Source organism: Novosphingobium profundi (assembly GCF_020524485.1).
Lineage (GTDB): Bacteria > Pseudomonadota > Alphaproteobacteria > Sphingomonadales > Sphingomonadaceae > Novosphingobium > Novosphingobium profundi_A.
This window is the reverse complement of the sequence record NZ_JAIVLF010000004.1, coordinates 21,228-42,262: the sequence shown is the minus strand read 5'-3', so window position 1 is coordinate 42,262 and position 21,035 is coordinate 21,228. Positions and strand designations below refer to the sequence as shown.

At 64.3% G+C, this 21,035-nt stretch carries 22 protein-coding genes, 1 tRNA gene and 1 pseudogene; 13 read left to right on the top strand and 11 right to left on the bottom strand.

Annotated features, from left to right (window positions below; genetic code table 11):
* Positions 1-67 precede the first annotated feature (67 nt).
* From LC060_RS21055 to LC060_RS10535, 4 genes and pseudogenes are all read right to left on the bottom strand, one after another.
* Positions 68-607: a tannase/feruloyl esterase family alpha/beta hydrolase gene (locus LC060_RS21055; RefSeq protein WP_413465116.1), complete on the bottom strand. Its 540-nt coding sequence runs from the start codon at positions 605-607 to the stop codon at positions 68-70.
* Positions 593-835 (bottom strand): annotated as a pseudogene (locus LC060_RS21050) (tannase/feruloyl esterase family alpha/beta hydrolase); the annotation flags it as partial. The gene LC060_RS21055 and the pseudogene LC060_RS21050, both read right to left, overlap by 15 nt.
* A gap of 108 nt (positions 836-943) precedes the next feature.
* Positions 944-1,150: a hypothetical protein gene (locus LC060_RS10540; protein ID WP_226635381.1), complete on the bottom strand. Its 207-nt coding sequence runs from the start codon at positions 1,148-1,150 to the stop codon at positions 944-946.
* Positions 1,151-1,246: 96 nt separating this feature from the next.
* Positions 1,247-1,336 (bottom strand) — tRNA-Ser (locus LC060_RS10535).
* Positions 1,337-1,517: 181 nt separating this feature from the next.
* On the opposite strand from LC060_RS10535, the gene LC060_RS10530 reads away from it, so the two are divergent.
* From LC060_RS10530 to LC060_RS10490, 9 genes are all read left to right on the top strand, one after another.
* Positions 1,518-2,552 (top strand): lytic transglycosylase domain-containing protein, encoded by a 1,035-nt coding sequence (locus tag LC060_RS10530; protein WP_226635379.1) that lies wholly within the window; start codon positions 1,518-1,520, stop codon positions 2,550-2,552.
* A complete protein-coding gene (locus tag LC060_RS10525; RefSeq protein WP_226635371.1) occupies positions 2,536-3,537 on the top strand; it encodes an SPOR domain-containing protein in 1,002 nt (333 codons plus the stop codon). Before LC060_RS10530 ends, LC060_RS10525 begins: the two co-directional genes overlap by 17 nt.
* A 102-nt stretch (positions 3,538-3,639) precedes the next feature.
* Positions 3,640-4,824, top strand: a complete 1,185-nt coding sequence (locus LC060_RS10520; protein WP_226635369.1) for a D-alanyl-D-alanine carboxypeptidase family protein — start codon at positions 3,640-3,642, stop codon at positions 4,822-4,824.
* Complete coding sequence (gene tmk, locus LC060_RS10515) at positions 4,821-5,471, top strand: dTMP kinase (protein ID WP_226635366.1); 651 nt, start codon at positions 4,821-4,823, stop codon at positions 5,469-5,471. Before LC060_RS10520 ends, tmk begins: the two co-directional genes overlap by 4 nt.
* Complete coding sequence (locus LC060_RS10510) at positions 5,468-6,439, top strand: DNA polymerase III subunit (protein WP_226635364.1); 972 nt, start codon at positions 5,468-5,470, stop codon at positions 6,437-6,439. The genes tmk and LC060_RS10510 overlap by 4 nt, the downstream gene beginning before the upstream one ends.
* A gap of 65 nt (positions 6,440-6,504) precedes the next feature.
* Complete coding sequence (gene metG, locus LC060_RS10505; protein ID WP_226635362.1) at positions 6,505-8,076, top strand: methionine--tRNA ligase; 1,572 nt, start codon at positions 6,505-6,507, stop codon at positions 8,074-8,076.
* Positions 8,076-8,867: a TatD family hydrolase gene (locus LC060_RS10500; protein WP_226635360.1), complete on the top strand. Its 792-nt coding sequence runs from the start codon at positions 8,076-8,078 to the stop codon at positions 8,865-8,867. The genes metG and LC060_RS10500 overlap by 1 nt, the downstream gene beginning before the upstream one ends.
* Positions 8,864-9,643 (top strand): MBL fold metallo-hydrolase, encoded by a 780-nt coding sequence (locus LC060_RS10495; protein WP_226635358.1) that lies wholly within the window; start codon positions 8,864-8,866, stop codon positions 9,641-9,643. The genes LC060_RS10500 and LC060_RS10495 overlap by 4 nt, the downstream gene beginning before the upstream one ends.
* Positions 9,640-9,819: a hypothetical protein gene (locus LC060_RS10490; protein WP_226635357.1), complete on the top strand. Its 180-nt coding sequence runs from the start codon at positions 9,640-9,642 to the stop codon at positions 9,817-9,819. Before LC060_RS10495 ends, LC060_RS10490 begins: the two co-directional genes overlap by 4 nt.
* A gap of 86 nt (positions 9,820-9,905) precedes the next feature.
* On the opposite strand, the gene LC060_RS10485 is transcribed toward LC060_RS10490, so the two are convergent.
* The 5 genes from LC060_RS10485 to LC060_RS10465 all read right to left on the bottom strand — a co-directional run bounded on the left by LC060_RS10485 (position 9,906) and on the right by LC060_RS10465 (position 15,565).
* Entirely contained in the window at positions 9,906-11,468 is a 1,563-nt protein-coding gene (locus tag LC060_RS10485; RefSeq protein WP_226635355.1) for an AAA family ATPase, read from the bottom strand.
* Positions 11,469-11,512: 44 nt separating this feature from the next.
* Positions 11,513-11,986, bottom strand: coding sequence for a (2Fe-2S)-binding protein (locus tag LC060_RS10480; protein ID WP_226635353.1), 474 nt, complete (start codon positions 11,984-11,986; stop codon positions 11,513-11,515).
* 14 nt (positions 11,987-12,000) lie between these two features.
* On the bottom strand, positions 12,001-14,193 hold the full coding sequence (locus LC060_RS10475; RefSeq protein WP_226636498.1) for a xanthine dehydrogenase family protein molybdopterin-binding subunit: 2,193 nt from the start codon (positions 14,191-14,193) through the stop codon (positions 12,001-12,003).
* A gap of 5 nt (positions 14,194-14,198) precedes the next feature.
* Positions 14,199-15,206 carry a formylglycine-generating enzyme family protein gene (locus LC060_RS10470; RefSeq protein ID WP_226635352.1) on the bottom strand — a complete coding sequence of 336 codons (1,008 nt, stop codon included), beginning with the start codon at positions 15,204-15,206 and terminating at the stop codon, positions 14,199-14,201.
* A 65-nt stretch (positions 15,207-15,271) separates the two neighbouring features.
* On the bottom strand, positions 15,272-15,565 hold the full coding sequence (locus tag LC060_RS10465) for a DUF1330 domain-containing protein (RefSeq protein ID WP_226635350.1): 294 nt from the start codon (positions 15,563-15,565) through the stop codon (positions 15,272-15,274).
* 286 nt (positions 15,566-15,851) lie between these two features.
* Here LC060_RS10465 and LC060_RS10460 point away from each other — a divergent pair, with 286 nt between their 5' ends.
* Genes LC060_RS10460 through LC060_RS10445 form a run of 4 tightly spaced genes read left to right on the top strand, consistent with a single transcriptional unit; the run spans position 15,852 to position 19,354 of the window.
* On the top strand, positions 15,852-16,532 hold the full coding sequence (locus tag LC060_RS10460; RefSeq protein WP_205466514.1) for an isochorismatase family protein: 681 nt from the start codon (positions 15,852-15,854) through the stop codon (positions 16,530-16,532).
* A complete protein-coding gene (locus LC060_RS10455) occupies positions 16,532-17,428 on the top strand; it encodes a polysaccharide deacetylase family protein (RefSeq protein ID WP_226635348.1) in 897 nt (298 codons plus the stop codon). The genes LC060_RS10460 and LC060_RS10455 overlap by 1 nt, the downstream gene beginning before the upstream one ends.
* Position 17,429: 1 nt before the next feature.
* The gene (locus LC060_RS10450) at positions 17,430-18,344 is read left to right on the top strand and encodes a polysaccharide deacetylase family protein (protein ID WP_226635346.1); all 915 of its coding nucleotides are present in this window, start codon (positions 17,430-17,432) and stop codon (positions 18,342-18,344) included.
* On the top strand, positions 18,341-19,354 hold the full coding sequence (locus LC060_RS10445; protein WP_226635344.1) for a zinc-dependent alcohol dehydrogenase family protein: 1,014 nt from the start codon (positions 18,341-18,343) through the stop codon (positions 19,352-19,354). Before LC060_RS10450 ends, LC060_RS10445 begins: the two co-directional genes overlap by 4 nt.
* A 47-nt stretch (positions 19,355-19,401) precedes the next feature.
* Here the strand turns inward: LC060_RS10445 and LC060_RS10440 are convergent, their stop codons facing one another.
* Positions 19,402-20,139, bottom strand: a complete 738-nt coding sequence (locus LC060_RS10440) for a GntR family transcriptional regulator (protein WP_226635342.1) — start codon at positions 20,137-20,139, stop codon at positions 19,402-19,404.
* Positions 20,140-20,301: 162 nt separating this feature from the next.
* The gene (locus LC060_RS10435; RefSeq protein ID WP_226635340.1) at positions 20,302-21,030 is read right to left on the bottom strand and encodes a DUF3108 domain-containing protein; all 729 of its coding nucleotides are present in this window, start codon (positions 21,028-21,030) and stop codon (positions 20,302-20,304) included.
* Positions 21,031-21,035: the final 5 nt, after the last annotated feature.

Below are 21,035 nucleotides of genomic sequence, written 5' to 3'. Positions count from 1 at the left end.
AGGACGGCTGGACAGCCTCGCGCTTCGGCCCGCTACGGCGCCGGGCGCGGGGCTTCCCTTGCCGTTGTCAGGACGTGGTGCAGCGGTAGCTCGCGGCCTTGTCGACATCTCCGCCTTTGTAGTGCGCATAGGCAGGATAGGCGCAGATCGGCATCTCGCGTCCGGGCATAGTCGGCGCCTTGGCGGGCATCGAGAGCGGCGCGCCTCCCGTCTCGGACCAGTTTTCAAGGACGGTGGGCGGGTCGAAGTCCTCGAAGGCCGGGCCACCGCCGCAGTGGGTCATGCCGGGCACCACGAACAGGCGCGCAAAGTCATTGCCGTTCTGCTCTGCGGCTTCGCCGTACCAGCGCGCGATGTCGTCGGCCGAGAAGATCGGGTCGGCTGCGCCTTGGAAGATCAGCATCTTGCCACCGCGCTGGACGAAGGCTGCGACGATGCCGTCCTTCACGCCGTCGAGTTCGTCGCACTGCTTGAGGACCGCGCTCGAGATGAGATCGAGGTCCGACTGGGTGAGCGCATCGTAGAACGGGCCCTTGCCGGCCAGCGCCTGGAACTGGCGCACGTCCCAGACCGAGCCCAGCGCCGCGCGGCCATAGCGTGCGCGGATAAGCGCCTTGGCGGTGTCGCTCACCTTGCCGATAGAGGCATAGGCTAGGTCGAGCACGGCCTGCTGATCCACCGCGAAATCGAGGTTGGGCTTGTCGTGGCCGCTGTCCATGCTGACGACGGCATAGCCGCGCTGCAGCGCGGGCGTCGCGGTCGAGCCGGTACTCGGGATGGCACCGATGGCGGGCGCGATGAAGCCGTCGGTGCCGCCACCGCCCTGGAACAGGAAGCGTCCGTTCCACTATTCGAGCAGGCGCATCTGGAAGCGAGGCTGTTCAGTGCCGTATCGCTCCATGTTGTGTGAAATGCAGTTCAACATTGGACTTTGCACGTGCCATCAAATTGTGTCTGAGTGAGCCTTGATAATGTCGATCTGCAAGGCGCAAAGGCTACCGCCATAGCCGTCCGTTCTAGGTTGCGGACCTGCCCCAAAGCTCCAAAAGATCTGTCTCGAAGCCATTGCCACGCGCAATGCCTGTGCCATCATCACCACCTGCAGCAATGCAAAGGCCTGACCCGAAAATGTGGCACGCGTTTCGGTCACCAGTGGATGCGGCTGGATGCAGAAGGACGCGAATCACCAACGAAGCCAGACCCTTGGACTTTTCGGTGTTCGGCTGGACATGGGAAGAGAGGTGATTGGCGGACAGGGTGGGATTCGAACCCACGGTGAGCTTGCACCCACGGCGGTTTTCAAGACCGCTGCCTTAAACCACTCGGCCACCTGTCCGCGCTGGCCTTGCGCATAGAGAAACGTGCGCGGAGTGCAAGGTGGAATTATGCGAGATTGGCGTTGCAGCCTGATGATGATGAAGTTGCACGACCAAAGCCTTGTGGCATGCGGCAATTTGCGTGGGAAGGCGCGGTGGACCGGTTTGCAAACGCAAAGCCTTGTGCGAAAACTAGGTGTAATGAAATTACGATTCCGCTCCCTTCGCTCTGTTCCCCTCGCACTTGTGGCGACGGCGACGCTTGTTTCGCTTCCCAGTGTCACGGCCTGTGCGCAGTCGGAGAGTTTCCCGGCGTACATGGAGACCGTGGCACGGCATGCCCGGAGCGAGGGTGTCAGCGAGGCGACGATTTCGCGGACCTTGAGCGGGCTGACCCCGAACCAGCGCGTAATCGAACTCGACACAGCGCAACCCGGGCGTTCGAACACACCTCCGCCCATGTCCGGCTATCTCTCGCGGCATCTGAGTTCCTCGATCATTTCGCGCGGGCGCGCCAAATATCAGGGGCTGGCCTCGATCCTGCCCGGGATCGAGCGGCGCTATGGCGTCCCGGCTTCCGTGCTTTTCGCGATCTGGGGGCATGAAACGAACTACGGCGGCTACACCGGCAATTTCGACACCGCGCGATCGCTGGCGACGCTGGCCTGGGAGGGACGCCGCCGCGAGCTTTTCGAGGGCGAACTCATCGCGCTCATGAAGATGATTGACAGAGGTGTCCCGGCGTCCACACTGAAGGGAAGCTGGGCCGGCGCCATCGGCAATCCCCAGTTCCTGCCCAGCGTCTACCTACGCCTCGCCACCGATGGCGACGGCAACGGCACCATCGACATCTTCAACAGTTCGGCTGACACGCTGGCCTCGATCGCGCGTTATTTCCAGGACGCGGGCTGGCGCCCGGGCCGCCCTTGGGGCGTGCGCGCCTCGGTGCCCTCCGGCTTTTCGCTCGACCGGTATGAAACCAAGCTTGAGGCTCCCACCTGTGACCGGGTGCACGCGCGCCATTCGCAGTGGATGCCGGTCTCGCAGTGGAAGGCGCTTGGCGTTCAGCCGCAGTCCGCACTGGGCGATGACGTGCTGGCCTCGTTGTTCCAACCGGACGGCCCGGGCACGCCAGCCTACCTGTTAACCGGGAATTATCGGGTGATCCTGCAGTACAACTGCTCGAACTATTACGCCCTCTCGGTCGGATTGCTTGCAGATGAGATTGCCCGTTAAGCGCACGCTGGCGCTGTTTGGAGGACTCGCGGGGAGCATCCTTGCGCCTCATGTCCAGGCGCAGGATACCAATTCCGCGCGCACCGGCCCCGCAGCCGATTACCCGGTCGTGATCGGAGAGCCGTTCACCATCGACGGGACCGTCTGGACGCCCCGCGACCAGCTCAATTACGATGCGGTCGGCATGGCGTCTGTGGCGCAGGCAGATACCTCCGGCATCACGGCGGCACACAAGACGCTGCCACTTCCCAGCTATGTCGAAGTCACCGACCTCCAAAGCGGACACACGATCCTCGTGCGCTTGGAAGAGCGCGGCCCCATGACCAACTCCCGGCTGATCGAGCTCTCGAGTGGGGCGGCGCGGCAGCTGGGGATCTCCCCCGGCTCCGATACCCCGGTCCGGGTGCGCCGCGTCAATCCTCCCGAGCCCGAACGTGCGGCGCTACGCCAGGGTGGAGAGGCCCCGCGCCGGATGGATACGCCCCAAGGCCTTCTGGAGGTGCTGCGCAAGAAGCTGGCTGGGCAGTCGCCGCTGCTGCCTCCCCCCTCGACCCCGCCCACGCCGCCCAAGCTGTCGCCCGGGATGATGGAGCAGGGCGGTGCAACGGCGTTCGCGACTGCGTTTCCGGCTCCCGCGGCTGTGTCCAAGGTCGAGCCACAGCCCGAGCCGAGCCCAAAGACAAGCGCAACGGCGCCATCGCCGACAGCATCGGCGAAGCCCGCAACGCCGGCCCCGCCGGCGCCATCTCCGGCGAAAGCCCCGGTCGCGCCCGCAGCCTCAAGTTTCATGGTGCAGGTGGGGGCCTTTTCGATCGAACCCAATGCCCGCAAGCTCGCGCAGGCACTCGACGGCTTCGTCGAGAAGCCCGGTCGCTTCTGGCTCGTGCGCATGGGGCCCTTTGACAACCGTGCAAAAGCGGGAGCGGCGCTGGAGACGGCGCGCAAGGCTGGCTATAACGACGCCCGAATCCTGCATCGGGACTGACGCGAGAAGTCAGGGTCGCTCGCCCGGCGGCAATCTTCGCCGTTCTCCCTTTGCAAAAGGCCTAGCATCGCGCCGTGACAGGGCGCGTCGGAGAAGCGGATCTTGAAGTCCTATCGTTCGTTTGCACGCGCGCGACGTGCCGTGCTTGCCATGGGTGTCGCGCTGGCGGCTGCCACGCAGGTCCATGCCGCCCCCAGCAACCCGAAACCACCCGAGGAACTGGCTCAGATCCCGGTCAGCATGCTCGTCGATCTGGGATCGGGGCAGGTCCTGGAACAGCGCCGGCCGGACATTCCCTTCCTGCCCGCATCGGTGACCAAGGTGATGACCGCGTTTGTCGCTTTCGAGGAGATCGATGCAGGGCGCTTGCCGCTGGACCGGCGCTTCCAGATGGATCCGGAAACGGAGAAGGAATGGTGGGCCAAGGGCTCGACCATGTACATCACCCGCAATGACCGGCCCACAACCGAAGAACTGCTTCACGGCGTGATGACGGCCTCGGGCAACGATGCCTGCATCGTGCTCGCCAAGGGCTATGCCGGAAGCGTGTCGGCCTGGGTCGACATGATGAACGCGGCCGCAAAGCGCATCGGCATGAGCCGCAGCCATTACAACACGCCCAATGGCTGGATGGACGAGGGGCAGACCTACGTCACCGCCAGCGACATGGTAAAACTGGCCGATGCCATGATCATGCGCCATCCCAAGCTCTACCGCGAATTCTCGGGCGTAAAGCAGTACAAGTGGCGCGATGTCGTCATGCGCAGCCACGACCCCACGGTTGGCATCGTGCCCGGCGCGGACGGCATCAAGACCGGCTACACGCTGGAGGCGGGCTACAACTTCGTCGGCACGGCCGAGCGTGAAGGCCGCCGCCTCGTCATGGTGCTCGCCGGATCGCCAACTTACCGCATCCGGGACGCAGCCGCGCGCAACCTTCTGGAGTGGGGCTTCTCCGACTGGAGCGCGCGCCATCTCTTCGACATGGGACAGAGCGTGACCGACGCCCAGGTCCAGGACGGCGCCGAACTTTCGGTTCCGCTGGTTACTGATCGCGAGGTCCACGCTACGCTTCCCGCCGATGCGCCTGGGCGCAAAGTGACGCTAACGGTCCACTACCAGGGGCCGCTGAAGGCACCGGTAACCAAGGGCGACCGGGTTGGCGATCTGGAAATCGCGGTCGAAGGACTTGCCCCCGGACGCGTGCCGCTGTTCGCCGGGGCTGATGTTGCCAAGGCCGGTACGCTGGACAGGCTGCGCAACGGGCTTATCAACATCTTCCGATGACCACAGGACGATTCATAGCGCTCGAAGGCGGGGAAGGGGCCGGCAAGTCGACCCAGGCCCGGCTCCTGGCCGAAGCCCTGCGGGGACGCGGGTTCGAGGTCATCACGACCCGCGAACCGGGCGGAACCCCGGGAGCCGAAGCGATCCGCGGCCTGCTTCTCAATGGTGTTGAAGGGGACACAGCGGGCTGGGGGACACGCGCCGAGGCACTGCTCTTTGCCGCAGCCCGGGCCGATCACGTCGCGCGCCTGATCCGTCCGGCGCTTGAGCGGGGAGCCTGGGTTGTCTGCGACCGCTATCTCGATTCCAGTCGTGCCTACCAGGGCGGAGGAGGGGGCGTCTCCGACACCGATCTCCTGACACTCCATGCATTCGGCAGCGAAGGGCTGCTCCCGGACGTCACCTTGCTGGTCGAGGTGGCCGCCGAGGAAGTGGTGCGGCGCCTGGCCTTGCGCGATACCGAAGGCTCGGACCGTATCGGCGGGCGCGAACAGGCCTACCACGACCGTGTCGCGGCTACGTTCCGCGCGCTGGCCGACGCTGATGAAGAGCGTTTCGCCCGCATCAACGGCAACGGCACGCCCGAGCAGATCCACGCGCGCATTCTCGAAGCCATCGCGCCCTTGTGCGAAGGAGCGGGAGAATGACGACAGGTGAATTCTGGGGCCAGGATGCCGCCTGGCAGGAATGGATGCGCGCCCTTAGCTCGCAGCGCATGCACCACGCCTGGCTGCTTGCCGGAGCGCGCGGGCTGGGCAAGAAGGCCTTTGCCCGCGCGGCGGCCAGCGAACTCGTTGGCCATCTGCCCGGAAGTGAGATGGACGCAGAAGCGCACCCGGATATCCATGTCCTGACCCCGCTTCCGGCAAGCGACGACGACGCCAAGAAAAAAGCGGATGGGAAGCCCTACCAGACCAAGCGCAATATCTCGGTCGACCAGGTGCGCGAGATGATCCGCAAGCTCGCGACCCGTCCGACACTGGGTGATCGCCGCGCGATCATCGTCGATCCGGCCGACGATCTGGAAAAGGGCGCCGTCAACGCGCTTCTCAAGGTGCTGGAAGAGCCGCCTGCCGGGACCTACTTCCTGCTGCTCGCGCACCAGCCTGGACGTCTTCTGCCCACCGTGCGCTCGCGCTGCCGCGTTCTGCGCTTTGCACCGCTGGGTGAAGACGCGCTCGGCGCCATGCTCGCGCGTGAGGCGCCCGAAGCGGACGATGCGGCCCGGCAAGCGGCCATCCGCGCCGCCCAGGGCTCGCCAGGACTCGCCCGGACATTCGTGGCGCAAGACCTTGGCGCCATCCACGATCTGATGGTGCGGATCTTGCAGAACGGCGACCGTGACTATGCGCTACGTGGCGGCCTCGCTCGTGAAATGGGGATGCGGCCGGCGCGTGATCGCCAACTGGCGGCTATTGAGCTCGCGCGCGCCGTACTCCTGGCCAAACTGGGCGAAAGCGCCGGGCGCCAGCAACTCGCGATCATCGAGGCCTACCAGAGCCTCGGCCAGCTTCTGGTGCGCGCGCCGACCTACAATTTCGACGCCGGTGTCCTCATAATGGAGATTGGCGGGTTGCTGGCATCCTCGGCAATGCCTAGAGAACGTCGGGCCTAGGACACCTCGGGCCCGACGAACGCACGGCCTTCATTCACTCCGGACACAGAAAGTGTGACGCCGCCATGGGCGAGCCTTATTACATCACTACCGCCATTTCCTACCCCAACGGCAAGCCCCACATCGGCCACGCCTACGAGGCGATCGCCGCCGACGTGATTGCCCGCCATCGCAAGGCTGAAGGCTTTGATGTCCGTCTCCAGACGGGCACCGACGAGCACGGCCTCAAGATGATGCAGAAGGCACGCGATCTCGGGACGACCCCCGCAGAACTTGCTACGGAAATGTCCGGATATTTCCGTGAGATGTGCGATGCTCTCAACGTCGATTATGACGTATTTATCCGTACCACCGAGCCGCGCCATCACGAGGCGACGCAGGAGCTGTGGCGCCGGATGGAAGCCAAGGGTGACCTCTACCTCGACCGCTACGAGGGCTGGTACTCGGTGCGCGACGAGGCCTATTACGACGAGAGCGAACTCGTCGAAGGGGAAGGGGGCGCCAAGCTCTCTCCGCAGGGCACGCCGGTGGAATGGACCGTCGAGGAATCGTGGTTCTTCCGCCTGTCCAATTACCAGGACAAGCTGCTCGAGCTCTACAACAGCGGCGACTTCATCCGCCCGGAAAGCCGCCGCAACGAGATCGCACGCTTCGTCGAAGGTGGCCTTCGCGATCTCTCGATCTCGCGCACCAGCTTCGATTGGGGCGTGAAGGTCCCCGGCTCCGACAACCACGTCATGTACGTCTGGGTCGATGCCTTGACCAACTACCTGACCGGCCTGGGCTTCCCGAACGAGGAAGGCGACTACGCCCGCTACTGGCCCGCGAGCCTGCACCTTATCGGCAAGGACATCGTGCGTTTCCACACGGTCTACTGGCCCGCGTTCCTGATGAGCGCGGACGTTCCGGTGCCGCAGCAGGTCTTCGGCCACGGATTCCTCTTGAACCGGGGCCAGAAGGAATCAAAGTCGGTCGGTAACGTGACCGATCCCATCGCGCTCGCCGAGACGTTCGGTGTCGATACACTGCGCTATTTCTTCCTGCGCGAGGTGGCCTTCGGCCAGGACGGCTCGTGGTCGCCCGAAGCCATTGTCACGCGCTGCAACGCCGAGCTGGCCAACAGCTTCGGCAATCTAGCCCAGCGCAGTTTGTCCATGATTTTCAAGAATATGGGCGGCGAAATTAAGTCCGATTTGGAGCAATCCGAAGCAGACGCGGCGCTTTTCGAGGCCGTGGCCTCGGGCATTGCCGGCATGCGCAAGGCCTTCATGGACCTTGCGTTCAGCGATGGTCTTGATGCCTGGATGAAGGCGGTCTTTGCCTGCAACCAGTATGTCGACGAACAGGCACCCTGGGCCCTGCGCAAGACCGATCCGGCGCGTATGGAAGCTGTCCTGATGACACTCTTCCAGGTGGTCCGCGATCTAGCCATCGCGGTTCGTCCCGTCGTTCCCAGCGCCATCGACGCGCTGCTCGACCAGATGGGTGTCGCCGCTGATGCGCGTGGCTATGAGGCCTTCGAGAAGACCGACTGGTTCGCGGTTCTGGCCGCCTCGGACTATGCCGTCGAGAAGCCGCAGGGTGTGTTCCCGCGTCTCGAACTGCCCGACGATCAGGCCGAAGGTGACGCGGCCTGATGCTCATCGATTCCCACTGCCATCTTGAATACGAGGGCGTGGTCGAGGACCAAAACGGTGTTCTCGACCGTGCCCGTGCGGCCGGTATCAAGGGCTTCCTCAACATTTCCACGCGGCGCAGCGAATGGGAGAGGGTGGTCGCAACCGCCGAGCGCGAGCCTGATGTGTGGGCTTCGGTCGGTATCCACCCACATGAAGCCGACGCCCACGCGGATCTCGGCGCTGCAGCGCTTCTGGAAGCTGCGGCCCATCCGCGGGTAATCGCGATCGGCGAAACCGGGCTCGACTACTATTACGACAAGTCGGACCGGGAGGTGCAGCAGGACCTGTTCCGCATGCACATCGGTGTGGCACGTGAGACGGGCCTGCCGATCATCATCCACACCCGCGATGCCGAAGAGGACACCGCCCGCATCCTCCGCGAGGAGATGGAGAAGGGCGCTTTCCCAGCGCTGATCCACTGCTTCACCGCCAGCGCCGAATTCGGCCGAACCGTTCTTGAGCTTGGTCTCACGATCAGCCTGTCCGGCATCGTGACTTTCAAGAACGCGAAGGATCTTCAGGCCTTTGCGAAGGACGTGCCGTCCGACCGGTTGCTGGTGGAAACGGATTCCCCGTTCCTGGCACCGATCCCGCACCGGGGCCGCAAATGCGAGCCGGCCTTCACGGCGGACACCGCGCGTTTCGTCGCGGATCTTCGCGGCGAGAGCCTTGAGGAACTGGGCGCAAACACCACGCGCAACTTCTTTGCCCTGTTCACCAAGGCGAGCCCGGTGGAGCAGGGAGCATGAAGGTCACCATCCTTGGTTGCGGCACCTCTACGGGCGTTCCGCGTCTGGGCGGTGAATTCGGCGCCGACTGGGGGCATTGCGACCCCGAGGAACCAAAGAACCGCCGCACCCGTGTTGCGATCCTGCTCGAGAGCGATGCGGGCAAGCGCATCTTGGTAGACACCCCCACCGATCTGCGGGCGCAGCTTCTGGCAAATGACGTGCATCGCCTCGATGCAGTGTTCTGGACTCACGATCACGCCGATCATTGCCACGGCATCGATGACCTTCGCCCGCTGCGCTATGGCCGGGCCGGTCCGATTTCCGGCTTTGCGGCCTCGGAAACCGTGCGCCGCCTGCGCCAGCGCTTCGGGTACGTCTTTGCGGGCCAGTACGGGTATCCGACGCTCGTCTCGCTGGAGAACCTGGACAACCTGAGACTGTGCGAAGGCTACCGCGTAGAGCATACTCAAATGCCGCATGGCCCGGCACAGTCAACGGGGTTCCGGTTCGATTGTGACGGAAAGTCGGTATGTTACATGACAGACTTCAGTGAAATTACGAGGGACATGATAGACCTTTGTGAAGACGCTGATCTCCTTGTCGTGGACTGCCTGCGGCGTGATCCGCATCCCACGCACGCGCATCTGGGCATGTCGCTCGAACTGGCTGAGCGTGCCGGGGTCAATCGCACCGTGCTGACGCATCTCGACAAGAGCATGGATTACGCCACGCTTTCGGGCGAAGTGCCCGAAGGTGTCGAAGTGGCCTATGACGGCATGGTGATCGCGCCGTGAACCTGATGCCGACCCTGGCGTCCATCGTAGCCATCGGGTGCTGCCTGCTGCTTGTCAGTCAGCATTCGGGGTTGCGGGAGTTGGGTCCGGCGCGTTTCATCCGCCTGGCGCTGATCTGGGCGGTCCTGATCGTTGGTTTGGTGCTGGTGATTGAGGTACTTAATAGCAGCACATAACCACCGGAATGAGCCCGGCAGTTCAGCCACCGTCCTTCAACATAATTTAACATAATATATATTATCTACCCCAGCAATCTTCCAGATCAAAGAGCCCTTCGCGCGGCTTCTGCGACAGCCCGCGGAGAACCTACGGCGCAAACGCAATGCCAGTCTGTTAGATCGCCCGGATCCATCTCGAGCTGGCGTTCGAGCACTTCGACATTCGCGTCTGAAGCATCGTTCATGCGCCCTTCGATACGACTGCGAAGTGCCTCCCTTGGTGCCTCAAGCCACAGTCCGACGAATTGCACACCGACCTCGTCCGCGAGTTCGGCCAGGGCCTGCCGCTCGCTGCCACGGGCGAAGACACCGTCGACGATGACGCTGCTTCCGGCGCGCAAGGTCTGCTTGGCCAGGGTCAGCAGACGCGCATAAACGGCATCCGAATTTGCCCGGCTATAGGCCGATTCTGGCAGGCGGGTCTCGGGCGCGACACCCGCCAGTTTCTTGCGCAGGACATCGGTACGTAGCCAGCGCGCCCCCGGCACGGTTCCCAGCTCCGGAGCAAGATGCGCCGCGAGTGTCGATTTTCCTGTGCCCGAGAAGCCACCCACAGCGACGAGACGAGCCGGTGACGGGATCAGGAAATCCCGAGCTGCCGACAGGTAGCTCCGGGCATCCTGTTGAAGCGCGAGCCCCCTCTCCTTGTCACGGACCTGCGTCGCCTGTGTCGCAAGCACGTGCGCACGTACGGCCGCCCGCATCGAAAGAAACAAGGGGAACAGGGCCGACGCATCCGCTTCCATATCCACCCGGTCGAGATAGCGATTGGTCAGAAGCGAGGCGAGCTCGTGATGTCCACGATGCCACAGGTCCATGACCGCGAAGGCAAGGTCGTACAACACGTCACTGATCGGGAACTCGTCATTGAATTCAAGGCAGTCAAACGGTGTCGGGCGCCCTTCCCACAAGCAGATGTTGCCAAGATGGAGGTCGCCGTGGCCATGCCGTACCCAACCTTCGGCAGCTCGAGCGCGCAGGACCGGGCTGACACGCTCAAGCTCCGCGAGGCTATGGTCCAGCCAGCTTTCGCAAGCCTCAGGATCGAGAATTTGCGTGCCCGTGGCCGCCATGCTCTGCCGATTGCCCTCGATCACCCGGCGCACACGGCTGACGCCGTCGTCCTCTACCGGATGGGCGTCGTGTTGATGAAAATGGGCGATGGTGTCGGCAAGGTCGCGCACCATCAGGGGCTCGAGCCGCCCTTCCCTCACCATCGTCGCGAGCAGATCGCGATCCTGGAAACGACGCATGACAACGACCCAATCAAGGACTTCCGGACCACTTTGCGAGGCTGTCCCGAATGCCAGGCTTGCGTCGGCACGCTCCACGATCGGCAGGACGTCAAGGTAGAGGCCCGGTGCGATGCGGCGGTTCAGCTCCAACTCGCGCAGACATACGGCGTGGCGCTTCTCCAGGGTCGAAAAGTCCAGATAGGAGAAACGCACGGCACGTTTGAGCTTGTAGGCCCTGTCGGAAGCGAGGAAGACGCTGGCCCCATGCGTGTCCACGCGTTCCACCGGCTCGCCATGTGTTGCGGGATCGGCGAGGAACGCGAGTACGCGGGCTTGCGAATTGTCAGGGCTGTCGGCTTTGGAAGTACCCATGCTTCGTTGATGGCACAGGGGCACAGCTTACGCCATGCCTCAGATCAAGGTGCGCGCATGGCCTTTGCCGCCTTGAGGATGGCCCGTTCAATGCGCGGATAGGTACCACAGCGGCACAGATTGGTGATGCTGGCCCGGATCGTCTCGGCGTCAGGCTCAGGCGTCTCGGCAAGGAAGGCGGCAGCGGCCATGATCATGCCGCTCTGGCAATAGCCGCACTGGGGCACCTGCTCCTCCAGCCAGGCCTGCTGGAGCGGATGCAAAGCGTCCTCTTCGTCCGGGCCTGACAAGGACTCGATGGTGGAGATGGCCTGGCCTTCCTCCACGGCGGCAAGCGGCATCTGGCAACTGCGCACGGCCATGCCGTCGATATGAACGGTGCAGGCCCCGCACATGCCGATGCCGCAGCCGTACTTGGTGCCGGGAAGATCGAGATCCTCGCGCAGTACCCAGAGCAGCGGTGTGTCCTCCTCCGCCTCGACCGTTCGCCGAGCGCCATTTACGAGCAGGTTCTTCATCGTCATAGCGTCCTTCAGATCGTGAGTGTGCGGGAGATGGGGAGCGCGCGGATGCGCGGCCCTCCCGCATCGACAATGGCGTTGGCGAGCGCGGGCGCGACGGCGGGTGTCGAAGCCTCACCGACATTTCCGGGCTGGTCACTGCCGGGCATAAGCGCGACCTCGATCGGGGGCACGTCCATCATCATCGGCAGGCGATAGTCGGAGAAGTTTTGCGCCGTGGGGGCGCCGTCGGCAAAGTGGACCTCGCCCCACAGGGCTGCCTGGAGGCCAAAGACAATGCCGCCGCTGACCTGTCCCTCCACGCTGACCGGATCGATCATGAGCCCGCAATCGCACGCGCAGGCAATTCGCGTGAGGCTGAGGTTCTCACCCGAAAGCGCCACCTCGATGCCGACTGCACAGAAATTGGCATCGGTATAGGCCAGCGCGATGCCGCGTCCCGTGCCTTCTGGCCTTGGTGCGTCGAGGCCGATCATCTGCGCAGCACGGGTGAGGACAGGCGTAATTCGCGGATGCCCATCCAGAAGACGCAGGCGAAGCCGGAACGGGTCCTGACCGGTTTCCTGCGCGATCTCGTCAATAAAGCTCTCCATGAAGAAGCTGTTCTGCGAGAGCGAGACCGAACGCCAGAAGCCAACCGGTACGCCCATGTCGACGCGGTGGCTTTCCGCATAGCGCAGGGGCTCGGCATAGGCCTCGTAGACGAGCTTGCCCGCGCTCATCGGGTCGGCCATGTCGCCCAGGATATCGCCGCGACCGTGGTAGGCCATGATCGACTGTCCGGCGACCGCGGACTTCAGGGCTGCAACGCGCCCGTCTTTCGCCAGGGCTGCCCGTGAGCGGGCGATGAAGGCCGGGCGGTACTGGTCAAAGGCCATGTCCTGCTCGCGCGGCCAGATCGTCTTGACCAGTTGGCCTGGCACGCCCTTGGCGGCCTCGATGGCGACGCCGATGAAGTCGGTCCCCCACTTGCGGCCAAAACCGCCGCCCACATAAGTCAGTTCGACCCGTACGTCTTCGAGCGGCAAGCCCGAGAGCTTTGCGCCCAGCATGCGCGCACTTTCCGGGTCCTGCAGCGGGCCGCGCACGAAGAGACTGGCCCGGTCCATACGCGCGGCGCAGCAGATCGGCTCGAGCGTCGCGTGTGCCAGGAACGGTACTTCGTACTCGACTTCAAGCACGCGCTCGGCCTGTGCAAACGCGGCCTCGACTGCGGGCTTGTCCGGCATGATCGGACGGCCCGGGAAGCCGCTGCCTTTCTCGAACTCGGGAAAAACCCGGGGCTCTATCGTGGTAAATGCCTCGCGCAGACGCGAGCGGATGGTGTCATCGTCGAGCCCGGCAATGGGGGATGACGTGACCGTCAGAGTAATGGCCTCGGCCGCGCTCTTTGCCCTCCAGAAACGGTCGGCCACGACCACGACGCCTCCGGTGACCGGCACCACGGCGCGCACGCCCGGACGCGCCTTGGCATCCTCGATTCCGGCAAGTTCGAAGGTCGCTTGCGGATGCGGGGCCAGCACGGGCACGCCGACAAGCATGCCCTCCTCGCGCACGTCGATGCCGAATTCCGCGCTGCCGTTGATCTTGGGGAGAAGATCCTTGCGCACGCTCGTCCCACCGATGATCCGGAATTCGGAAACCGGCTTGAGAGGAACTTCGGCGGGAACCGGCAGCGCCGAGGCTGCACCCGCAACATCGCCAAAGCCCAGCGTGCGGCCGCTCGCGGAATGGGAGATGGTACCGCCCGATACGACGAGTTCGTCTTCGTCAGCGCCCAGGCGCTGCGCGGCGGCGCGCGTGAGCATCATCCGGGTCGCTGCGCCCAGGGTCCGCATCGCGGTGTAGTAGCCCATAACCGAGGTGCTGTTGGCGGTCATCTGCTTGCGCGAGAAAGGATTGGCAAACGCCGGATCGGCCCAGGGCAGGTCCACTTCGAGAGCCGCCCAGTCGCATTCCAGTTCTTCGGCCACCATGCGGGCGAGCGCTTCCTGCGTGCCCTGGCCCAGTTCGGAGGACGGCACGATCAGACGGACGAGGCCTGTCATATCAATGCTGAGCATGGCCCCGAAACGGGCCGCGTCGGGGGCGTCCGCAGCCTCGGCCGCCCGCCCTTCCCGCGGGATGCCCAGCACGAAGCTCGCCGCAGCAAGGCCAAGCGCGCCTGCAAAGCCACGGCGCGACAGATTGAGAATGGCGGGCATGGCCGTCACTGGATGTCTCCGTCGATATCGCGCGCCACGCGCAGGCCAAAGATCCAGGTGACCTGATCCACCGGATCACGTCCGCGCCAGGACACGCGGTTGCGGAAAGGCGTGCTGATCCAGCTGCCACCGCGCACTGCGCGCAAGGGGCATTCCTCGGCATCGACGTAGGGGCGGCCATCGAGGGGCACCGCGCTGGGATAGGGCGCTTCGTAGCAATCCTGGGTCCACTCCCAGACATTGCCGATCATGTCGTGAAGTCCAAAGGCGTTAGGCGCATAGCTGCCCACAGGTGCGGCCCCGGCGTGCCCATCGTGGCAGGCAGCACGGGGCAAGGCGGTGGTGTCGCCATCGGCCTGGCCTCCGAAAACAGGGATCATGCCACTGGCCGCGCCATCTTCGTCAAGCATGTTCGCCTGACCGCACCCCTCCTCGGGGCTCTGGCCCCAGGGGTAGTCGTCCTGCGAGCCGGCGCGGGCGGCATATTCCCACTCGGCCTCGCTCGGCAGGCGGTAATGCGCGCCAGTGCGCGCGCTCAGCCAGGAGAGATAGGCCTGCGCATCGTTCCAGGAGATGCACACGACCGGCATTTGCGGGGCTCCGTCACCCGCGCCGAGGCCCGGGTGACGAAAATCGGCCGTGGGCGTCTTGGCGACGGTCCCGTGCTCGGCATTGAGCGAGCGGCAATCGGCGGAAGGGATATGTCCGGTCTTCTCTACGAATAGAGCATACTCCTGGTTGGAGACCTCGAACCGGCCGAGCGCGTAGGGACGCGCAAGCGCGATCTCACGGACCGGGCCTTCGGGGCGTCCTTCCTCGCCGGCATCGGCGCCCATCCGGAAACGTCCCGGGGCAATCGCGACCATCTGCGGGCACCCTTGCGCGCAGTCGGTGAATACCTCGCCCGCGCGGAGCGGCTGCGCAGGTGTGGCCTTGGCCGCTCCACCACCGCCCGTTATGGCTCCCAGGATCCCGAGCGCTGCAGTTGACCGCCACACACGACCTGCCCTCATGCGAATCTCCCCCTCCTGGACAGGACCGCAGGCACGTGCGGCCTCTGCCCCATATTCCGTCCAGATCAGGCGCCGACGAGCGTGACCGCCACCTCGGCCAGTCCTTCGCGCAGCTTCTTGGCTTCGGCGTATTCGGGCGAGTTCCAGAAGGCGAGCGCGGCCTCGCGGTCCTTCCACTGGGTGACCACGACCGAAGCGCCGTCTTCGCCCGGACCTTCGAGCACGGTGCCGCCGGGGCCGCGGATGATGTATTCGCCGCCGTACTGCGCCTGGATCTTGGCGGCCGCCTGCGGGTAGCCCGAGGCCATGAAAGCATCGCGGTCAGGGACGCGGGCGGTGACGATGAGCCATGCGGCCATTTGGATATACTCCCTATTTTCGGTTTCGCTTGGGTGCAGTGATCCCCTTCACTTCGGGTTTTGGAAACAGGGTGCTTGTGGCGCTATCCGCAGGGCGGATGAATTGCTCCGGCTTTCCCCATCGCCCGGCAAACCATCGACATTGCGCCACGGTAGCGCGAATATGACCTAGAACTATATCTTTTAGTCGGATAGGTCTCCCCCATCGGTGCATTGTCGCCGCCGCGCGCTGCGCTTCCTTGCGAAGCGGGAGCCCCCACAAGTTGCGAAAAGAGGTAAGATCCAGATGAGCATCGTCGGCACCAAGATGGTCAGCGACGGCAAGACCGCCCGCCAGATCTTCGAGGAAGTCATCGCCAACCCCACCCGCGCGAAGTTCGGCTTCGGCGAGAAGCTGGCGATCGTGAACGTGGACTTCCAGAACGCCTATACCCGTATCGACGAGTTCAAGACGGCGTACGAGACCGACCCGCGCCAGATCGAGTACACCAACACGATCTCGCGCCTTGCCCGCGAAAAGGGCATGCCCGTGATCTGGACTCACGTCGCCTACGCCGAGGACGCGAGCGACGCCGGTGTCTGGGGCACGCGCACGGACACCCCGGATTCGCTCCAGAACATCAAGTACGATTCGCGCCGCCACGCGTTCGATGATCGCTGCGAGATCGATCCGGCCGACATGATCTACACCAAGCGCATGCCGTCCGCCTTCTTCGAGACGCCGCTGCAGAGCCTGCTTGTCTGGCACAAGGTCGACACGGTCATCGTCACGGGCGGTTCGACCTCGGGCTGCATTCGCGCGACCGCCGTCGACAGCCTCAGCCGGGGCTACCGCACGATCGTCCCGATTGAGACCTGCGCGGACAAGCACGAGAGCTACCATTTTGCCAATCTCACCGACCTTCACCTCAAGTACGCCGACGTCGAGCCGGTGCAGACCGTGATCGACTGGCTGGAGGCGAAGTAATGAACGAGGGCGAAAAGGACCCCGGCCTCTACGACTTCGCGCCCTATCGCGGGCGCAAGCCGTTTGCCTGGCCGGGCGACAAGAAGGTCGCTGTCTGGATCTCGCCGAACCTCGAGTTCTACGAGATCGATCCGCCGACCAATCCTCACCGCAAGTCCTGGGCGATGCCGCACCCTGACGTCGTGCGCCAGTCGCACCGCGACCACGCCAACCGCGTCAGCCACTGGCGCATGGCCGAAGTCATGTCGAAGCACGGCTTCCCCGGCTCGGTCAGCCTGTCGGTCGCGCTGTGCCAACACCACCCCAACGTGGTCGAGGACGCCAACCAGCGGGGCTGGGAGTTCTTCAGCCACGGCATCTACAACACCCGCTATTCCTACGGGATGGACGAGGCGCAGGAACGCGCGATCATCGAGGATTCGATTAAGACCGTGCGCGAGGCGACCGGTCAGACGATCCGTGGATGGCTGGCGCCCGCTCTCACCCACACCCCGCGCACACTGGACCTCATCGCCGAGTATGGTCTCGACTATACCTGCGACCTCTACCACGACGACCAGCCACAGCGCGTGAAGACGAAGACCGGCGACCTGATCTCGATGCCCTACAGTCTCGAGGTCAACGACCACTACGGCTTCTTCGTCTACAACATGAGCCCGCGCGAATACGCCGACACGCTGATCCGCCAGTACGAGCGCCTTGCCGCCGAGCCTTCGGGCACGGTCATGTGCATTCCGCTTCACTCGTATCTCATCGGCCAGCCCCACCGCATCGGTCCCTTCGAGGACGTCCTGAAGCACATCGCCGCCGATGCCGGAGACGGTGGACGCGCGTGGATCACGCGCTCGGGCGACATTGCCGATGCCTGGCGCGCCATTCACACGAAGGAGGCGTAAGATGAGCCTCGATCCCGAATACCTCGAATACCCCAAGCGCGGCCTGGGCTACGATCACGACCTCTTCCCCTACTCGGTCATGGAGGAGCGCAAGCCCCTCGCCTGGCCCGAGGGCAAGAGCGTCGCGACCTGGATGGTGGTGAGCCTGGAATGGTTCCCGATCACGCCGGAAAGCACGCCTTTCAAAGCGCCCGGCCACATGCAGACCGCCTACCCCGACTACCGCCACTACACTGCGCGCGAATACGGCACGCGGGTGGGCTTCTACCGCCTGCTCGACGCCTTTGCGAAGGCGGACGTGAAGGTCTCGGTCGCGGCCAATGCGGCGATCGCGCAGCGCTATCCCAGCGTTATCCGCGACATCGTCGATGCAGGGCATGAGATCATCGCCCACTCGAGCGACATGAACGGCACCATCGCCTCCACCCTCCCCGTCGAGGACGAACGCAAGCTCATTACCGAGAGCGTCGCGATCCTTTCCGACGTTGCAGGTGTGAAGCCGCGCGGCTGGCATTCGATTGCCCGCCAGCAGAGCTTTGCAACGATGGACCTGCTCAAGGACGCGGGCATCGAGTACTGCTGCGACTGGGTCAACGACGAGCTTCCCTACGCCTTCAACAACGGCGTCGTGAACATCCCGCTCAACCATGAACTGTCGGACCGCCAGATCATCAACGTGCAGCAGCAGTCGGCCGACAGCTACGCGCAGCAGATGCTCGACGCGCACGACTGGCTGAGCGCCGAGGCCGAGGTCCATGGCGGGCGCATGCTGCCCATGCACCTCACGCCGTACATCATCGGCCTCCCCTACCGCATGGACGCCTTCGAGAAGCTGCTGGGCGATCTCAAGGCGCGTGAGGGCACGTGGTTCGCGCGAGGCTGCGACATTCTCGACCAGTTCAGGAGCCAGATGTGAAAGCTTACGTCCTTGGAACGCAGGAAGGTATTCCCTCGCTGACGCTCACCGAGCGCCCCGACCCGGTCGCGGGCCCCGGCGAGGCGGTGCTCAAGGTGCGCCTTGCCTGCCTCAACAACCGCGACATCCAGATCCTCGAAGGGCGCTACGGCGCCAAGAAGGCCGAGGACCGCATCCCCCTCGCCGAGGGTCTGGGCGAAGTCGTCTCGGTCGGTGACGGCGTCACGCAGGTTGCCGTGGGCGACCGCGCGGTGTGCCCGCACTTCGTCGCCTGGCACGACGGCCCGTTCGACATGAGCTACTTCGGCAAGGACCTGGGCACTTTCACCGATGGCTGGGCAGCCGAGTACATCAAGGTGCCGGCAGGCGCCCTCGTCAAGGTCCCTGAGGGCCTTTCCGATGAAGCCGCCGCCCCGCTTGCCGCCGCCACACTGACGGCCTGGCACGCAGTATCGGTGGTCGGCGAAGTCAAGGCGGGCGATCTTGTCCTCGCGCTGGGCACCGGCGGAGTTTCGATGGCCGCGCTCCAGATCGCCAAGGCCAACGGCGCCTTCGTCGCGATCACTTCGTCGAGCGATGAGAAGCTGGAAGAGGCGCGCAAGATGGGCGCCGACTACACCGTGAACTACCGCACCCACGCCGACTGGGCCGCCGAACTGCTCAAGCAGACCGGCGGACGCGGCGCGGACATCATCGCCGAGACCGGCGGCCAGCACACCCTGCCCCAGTCGATCAACGCGGCAGCCTGCAACGCACGCGTCGTCCTGATCGGTGTCGGCAGTTCCGATAGCCCGCTGCCCAATTATGGTGCGATCATCGGCAAGAACCTTGTCATCAAGGGCATCGCCTCGGGCAGCCGCGGGATGCTGGTGAACCTGCTGCGCGCGATGGACGCGAACGGCTTTGCGCCGGTCGTCGACAAGACTTTCGCCTTCGAAGACATGGCAGAGGCTCTGGAATACCTGAAATCCGGCGGACATCAGGGCAAGGTGATGGTCAAGGTCTCCTGACCTGACGCATCCCGGAATGGAACCTTCGACGGCTCCGGTGCCGCATTTCAGTGGGTGCCGGGGCCGTTCAGGTCCATACGGATGTGAAAGCGATCCGCGCGGTAGTGCGCGTAGGTAAGCATGAACGGCCGGTCGTCCGCGTCATAGGACACACGCGTGATGCGCAGGATCGGTGAGTTCAGTTCGACACCCATGGCGTCGACCATCTCACCAAACGCCAGGACCGCGTTGATGGTCTGCGTCGCGTATTTCAGCTTGACCCCGACATCCTCAAGAAGCCGCAGGATGGGCGCCGAGGCCAAAGTTTCCGTGGTAACGTAAGGCGCCAGTTCGACCGGGACATAGCTGACGATCCAGCCAATCGCGACACCTTCCATCTCACGCAGGCGCACCGAACGGATGACGGGATCGCCTGCCTCGAGCCCCAGACTCGCCGCCGCACGCGGGGGCGCCGCAACTTCCTCGACGCTGAGCACCTTGACGTCCGTCCCGCCACCGAAGGCAAGGAGAGAATCGTAGGCCTGATCGATATTCGCCTCGATGGGCTTGGACGGAGACTTGAAGATGACCCGCGTGCCGACGCGGCGCTTGCGCTCGACGTAGTTCTGTTCGGCAAGGTCGTTGAGGACACGGCGCGCGGTGATGCGCGAAACATCGTACGTCTCGGCCAATTCCTGCTCGGTGGGCATCGCGCTCCCGAAGGGGCGCTGGCCCGAGAGAATCTCGTCACGCAGGAAGAGATAGATCTGGTGATAGAGGGGAACCGCCCCTTCGCGATCAAGCACGTTCTGACTTGCCCCTGTGCAAGGCCCCCTCACCCCTGCACGAATTCGTGCGGAAGCGACGCAGCGTAAACCGTAAATTTCGCGCTCGTCAGGGGCTTAGTCAACCCGTCCCGGCACGCTGTCCCCTGAGACCTCGCGTGCCGGAACGGATCGGACGCGCGCTCAGCGTTCGAGTTCGACCAGTTCGTACCAGGTCTGCATGTAACCGCCTACTCCGCCCTGGACGAAGATCGCGTCCTCATCAGCCGTCACCCACATCTCATAGGGCGGGTGCGCTTCGCCCGAGACGCCGACCATGTCGCCGTCCTCGTCGGTGAACTGGAACTTGTGGCATTCGAACGTACCTGCAGGCACGGTCACCGTTTCGTCGCCGACATAGCCCAGCTGAAGTGTCGTCTCTGCGATCAGCGGCGGTGTGGCGCCGCGGTGGTCGGGCGAGGGCAGAAAGCAGCGGAACGGACGGCTGTGAAAGCCCTTCGAACGATCGATCTTGCGGGTGATGTAGGCATCCGCGACGATGGGGTGGGTGCCGAAGCCATCGAATGCGCCGCCGATCTTCTTCGACTGCGAGACACGCCCGATCGAGGGGCCGTAGCTTTCACACTCGATCGTATCTTCGCCGATGATGAAGAGACCTGCCCCCATGAACTCGTCGCCGACCGTGAGGCGCACGAGGCAGTCCATCGGACGGTCGTTCTCATCGAGGCTATAGGTGATGTCGCGCATGACGGTGGGATCGGGCTCGTCGATCTCGCAGTGCGCGCGCAACGTCTTCTTGCCGTCGGAATGGTGGGTCCACATGAAGGTCTCGCGGCCGCGGTCGGCCCCTTCACGACCTTCCTTGCGCGAGGTGTACTGGATCTTGCCGGTAATGGTGCGATGCTTCTGCAAAATCG

Coding starts and splice junctions, on each gene's coding strand:
- LC060_RS10465 (WP_226635350.1), bottom strand. CDS start 15,565: ATGGCCGCATGGCTCATCGTCACCGCCCGCGTCCCTGACCGCGATGCT.
- LC060_RS10485 (WP_226635355.1), bottom strand. CDS start 11,468: ATGGGTACTTCCAAAGCCGACAGCCCTGACAATTCGCAAGCCCGCGTA.
- metG (WP_226635362.1), top strand. CDS start 6,505: ATGGGCGAGCCTTATTACATCACTACCGCCATTTCCTACCCCAACGGC.
- LC060_RS10500 (WP_226635360.1), top strand. CDS start 8,076: ATGCTCATCGATTCCCACTGCCATCTTGAATACGAGGGCGTGGTCGAG.
- LC060_RS10480 (WP_226635353.1), bottom strand. CDS start 11,986: ATGAAGAACCTGCTCGTAAATGGCGCTCGGCGAACGGTCGAGGCGGAG.
- LC060_RS10450 (WP_226635346.1), top strand. CDS start 17,430: ATGAGCCTCGATCCCGAATACCTCGAATACCCCAAGCGCGGCCTGGGC.
- LC060_RS10470 (WP_226635352.1), bottom strand. CDS start 15,206: ATGAGGGCAGGTCGTGTGTGGCGGTCAACTGCAGCGCTCGGGATCCTG.
- LC060_RS10460 (WP_205466514.1), top strand. CDS start 15,852: ATGAGCATCGTCGGCACCAAGATGGTCAGCGACGGCAAGACCGCCCGC.
- LC060_RS10530 (WP_226635379.1), top strand. CDS start 1,518: ATGAAATTACGATTCCGCTCCCTTCGCTCTGTTCCCCTCGCACTTGTG.
- LC060_RS10495 (WP_226635358.1), top strand. CDS start 8,864: ATGAAGGTCACCATCCTTGGTTGCGGCACCTCTACGGGCGTTCCGCGT.
- LC060_RS10510 (WP_226635364.1), top strand. CDS start 5,468: ATGACGACAGGTGAATTCTGGGGCCAGGATGCCGCCTGGCAGGAATGG.
- LC060_RS10475 (WP_226636498.1), bottom strand. CDS start 14,193: ATGCCCGCCATTCTCAATCTGTCGCGCCGTGGCTTTGCAGGCGCGCTT.
- LC060_RS10525 (WP_226635371.1), top strand. CDS start 2,536: ATGAGATTGCCCGTTAAGCGCACGCTGGCGCTGTTTGGAGGACTCGCG.
- tmk (WP_226635366.1), top strand. CDS start 4,821: ATGACCACAGGACGATTCATAGCGCTCGAAGGCGGGGAAGGGGCCGGC.
- LC060_RS10455 (WP_226635348.1), top strand. CDS start 16,532: ATGAACGAGGGCGAAAAGGACCCCGGCCTCTACGACTTCGCGCCCTAT.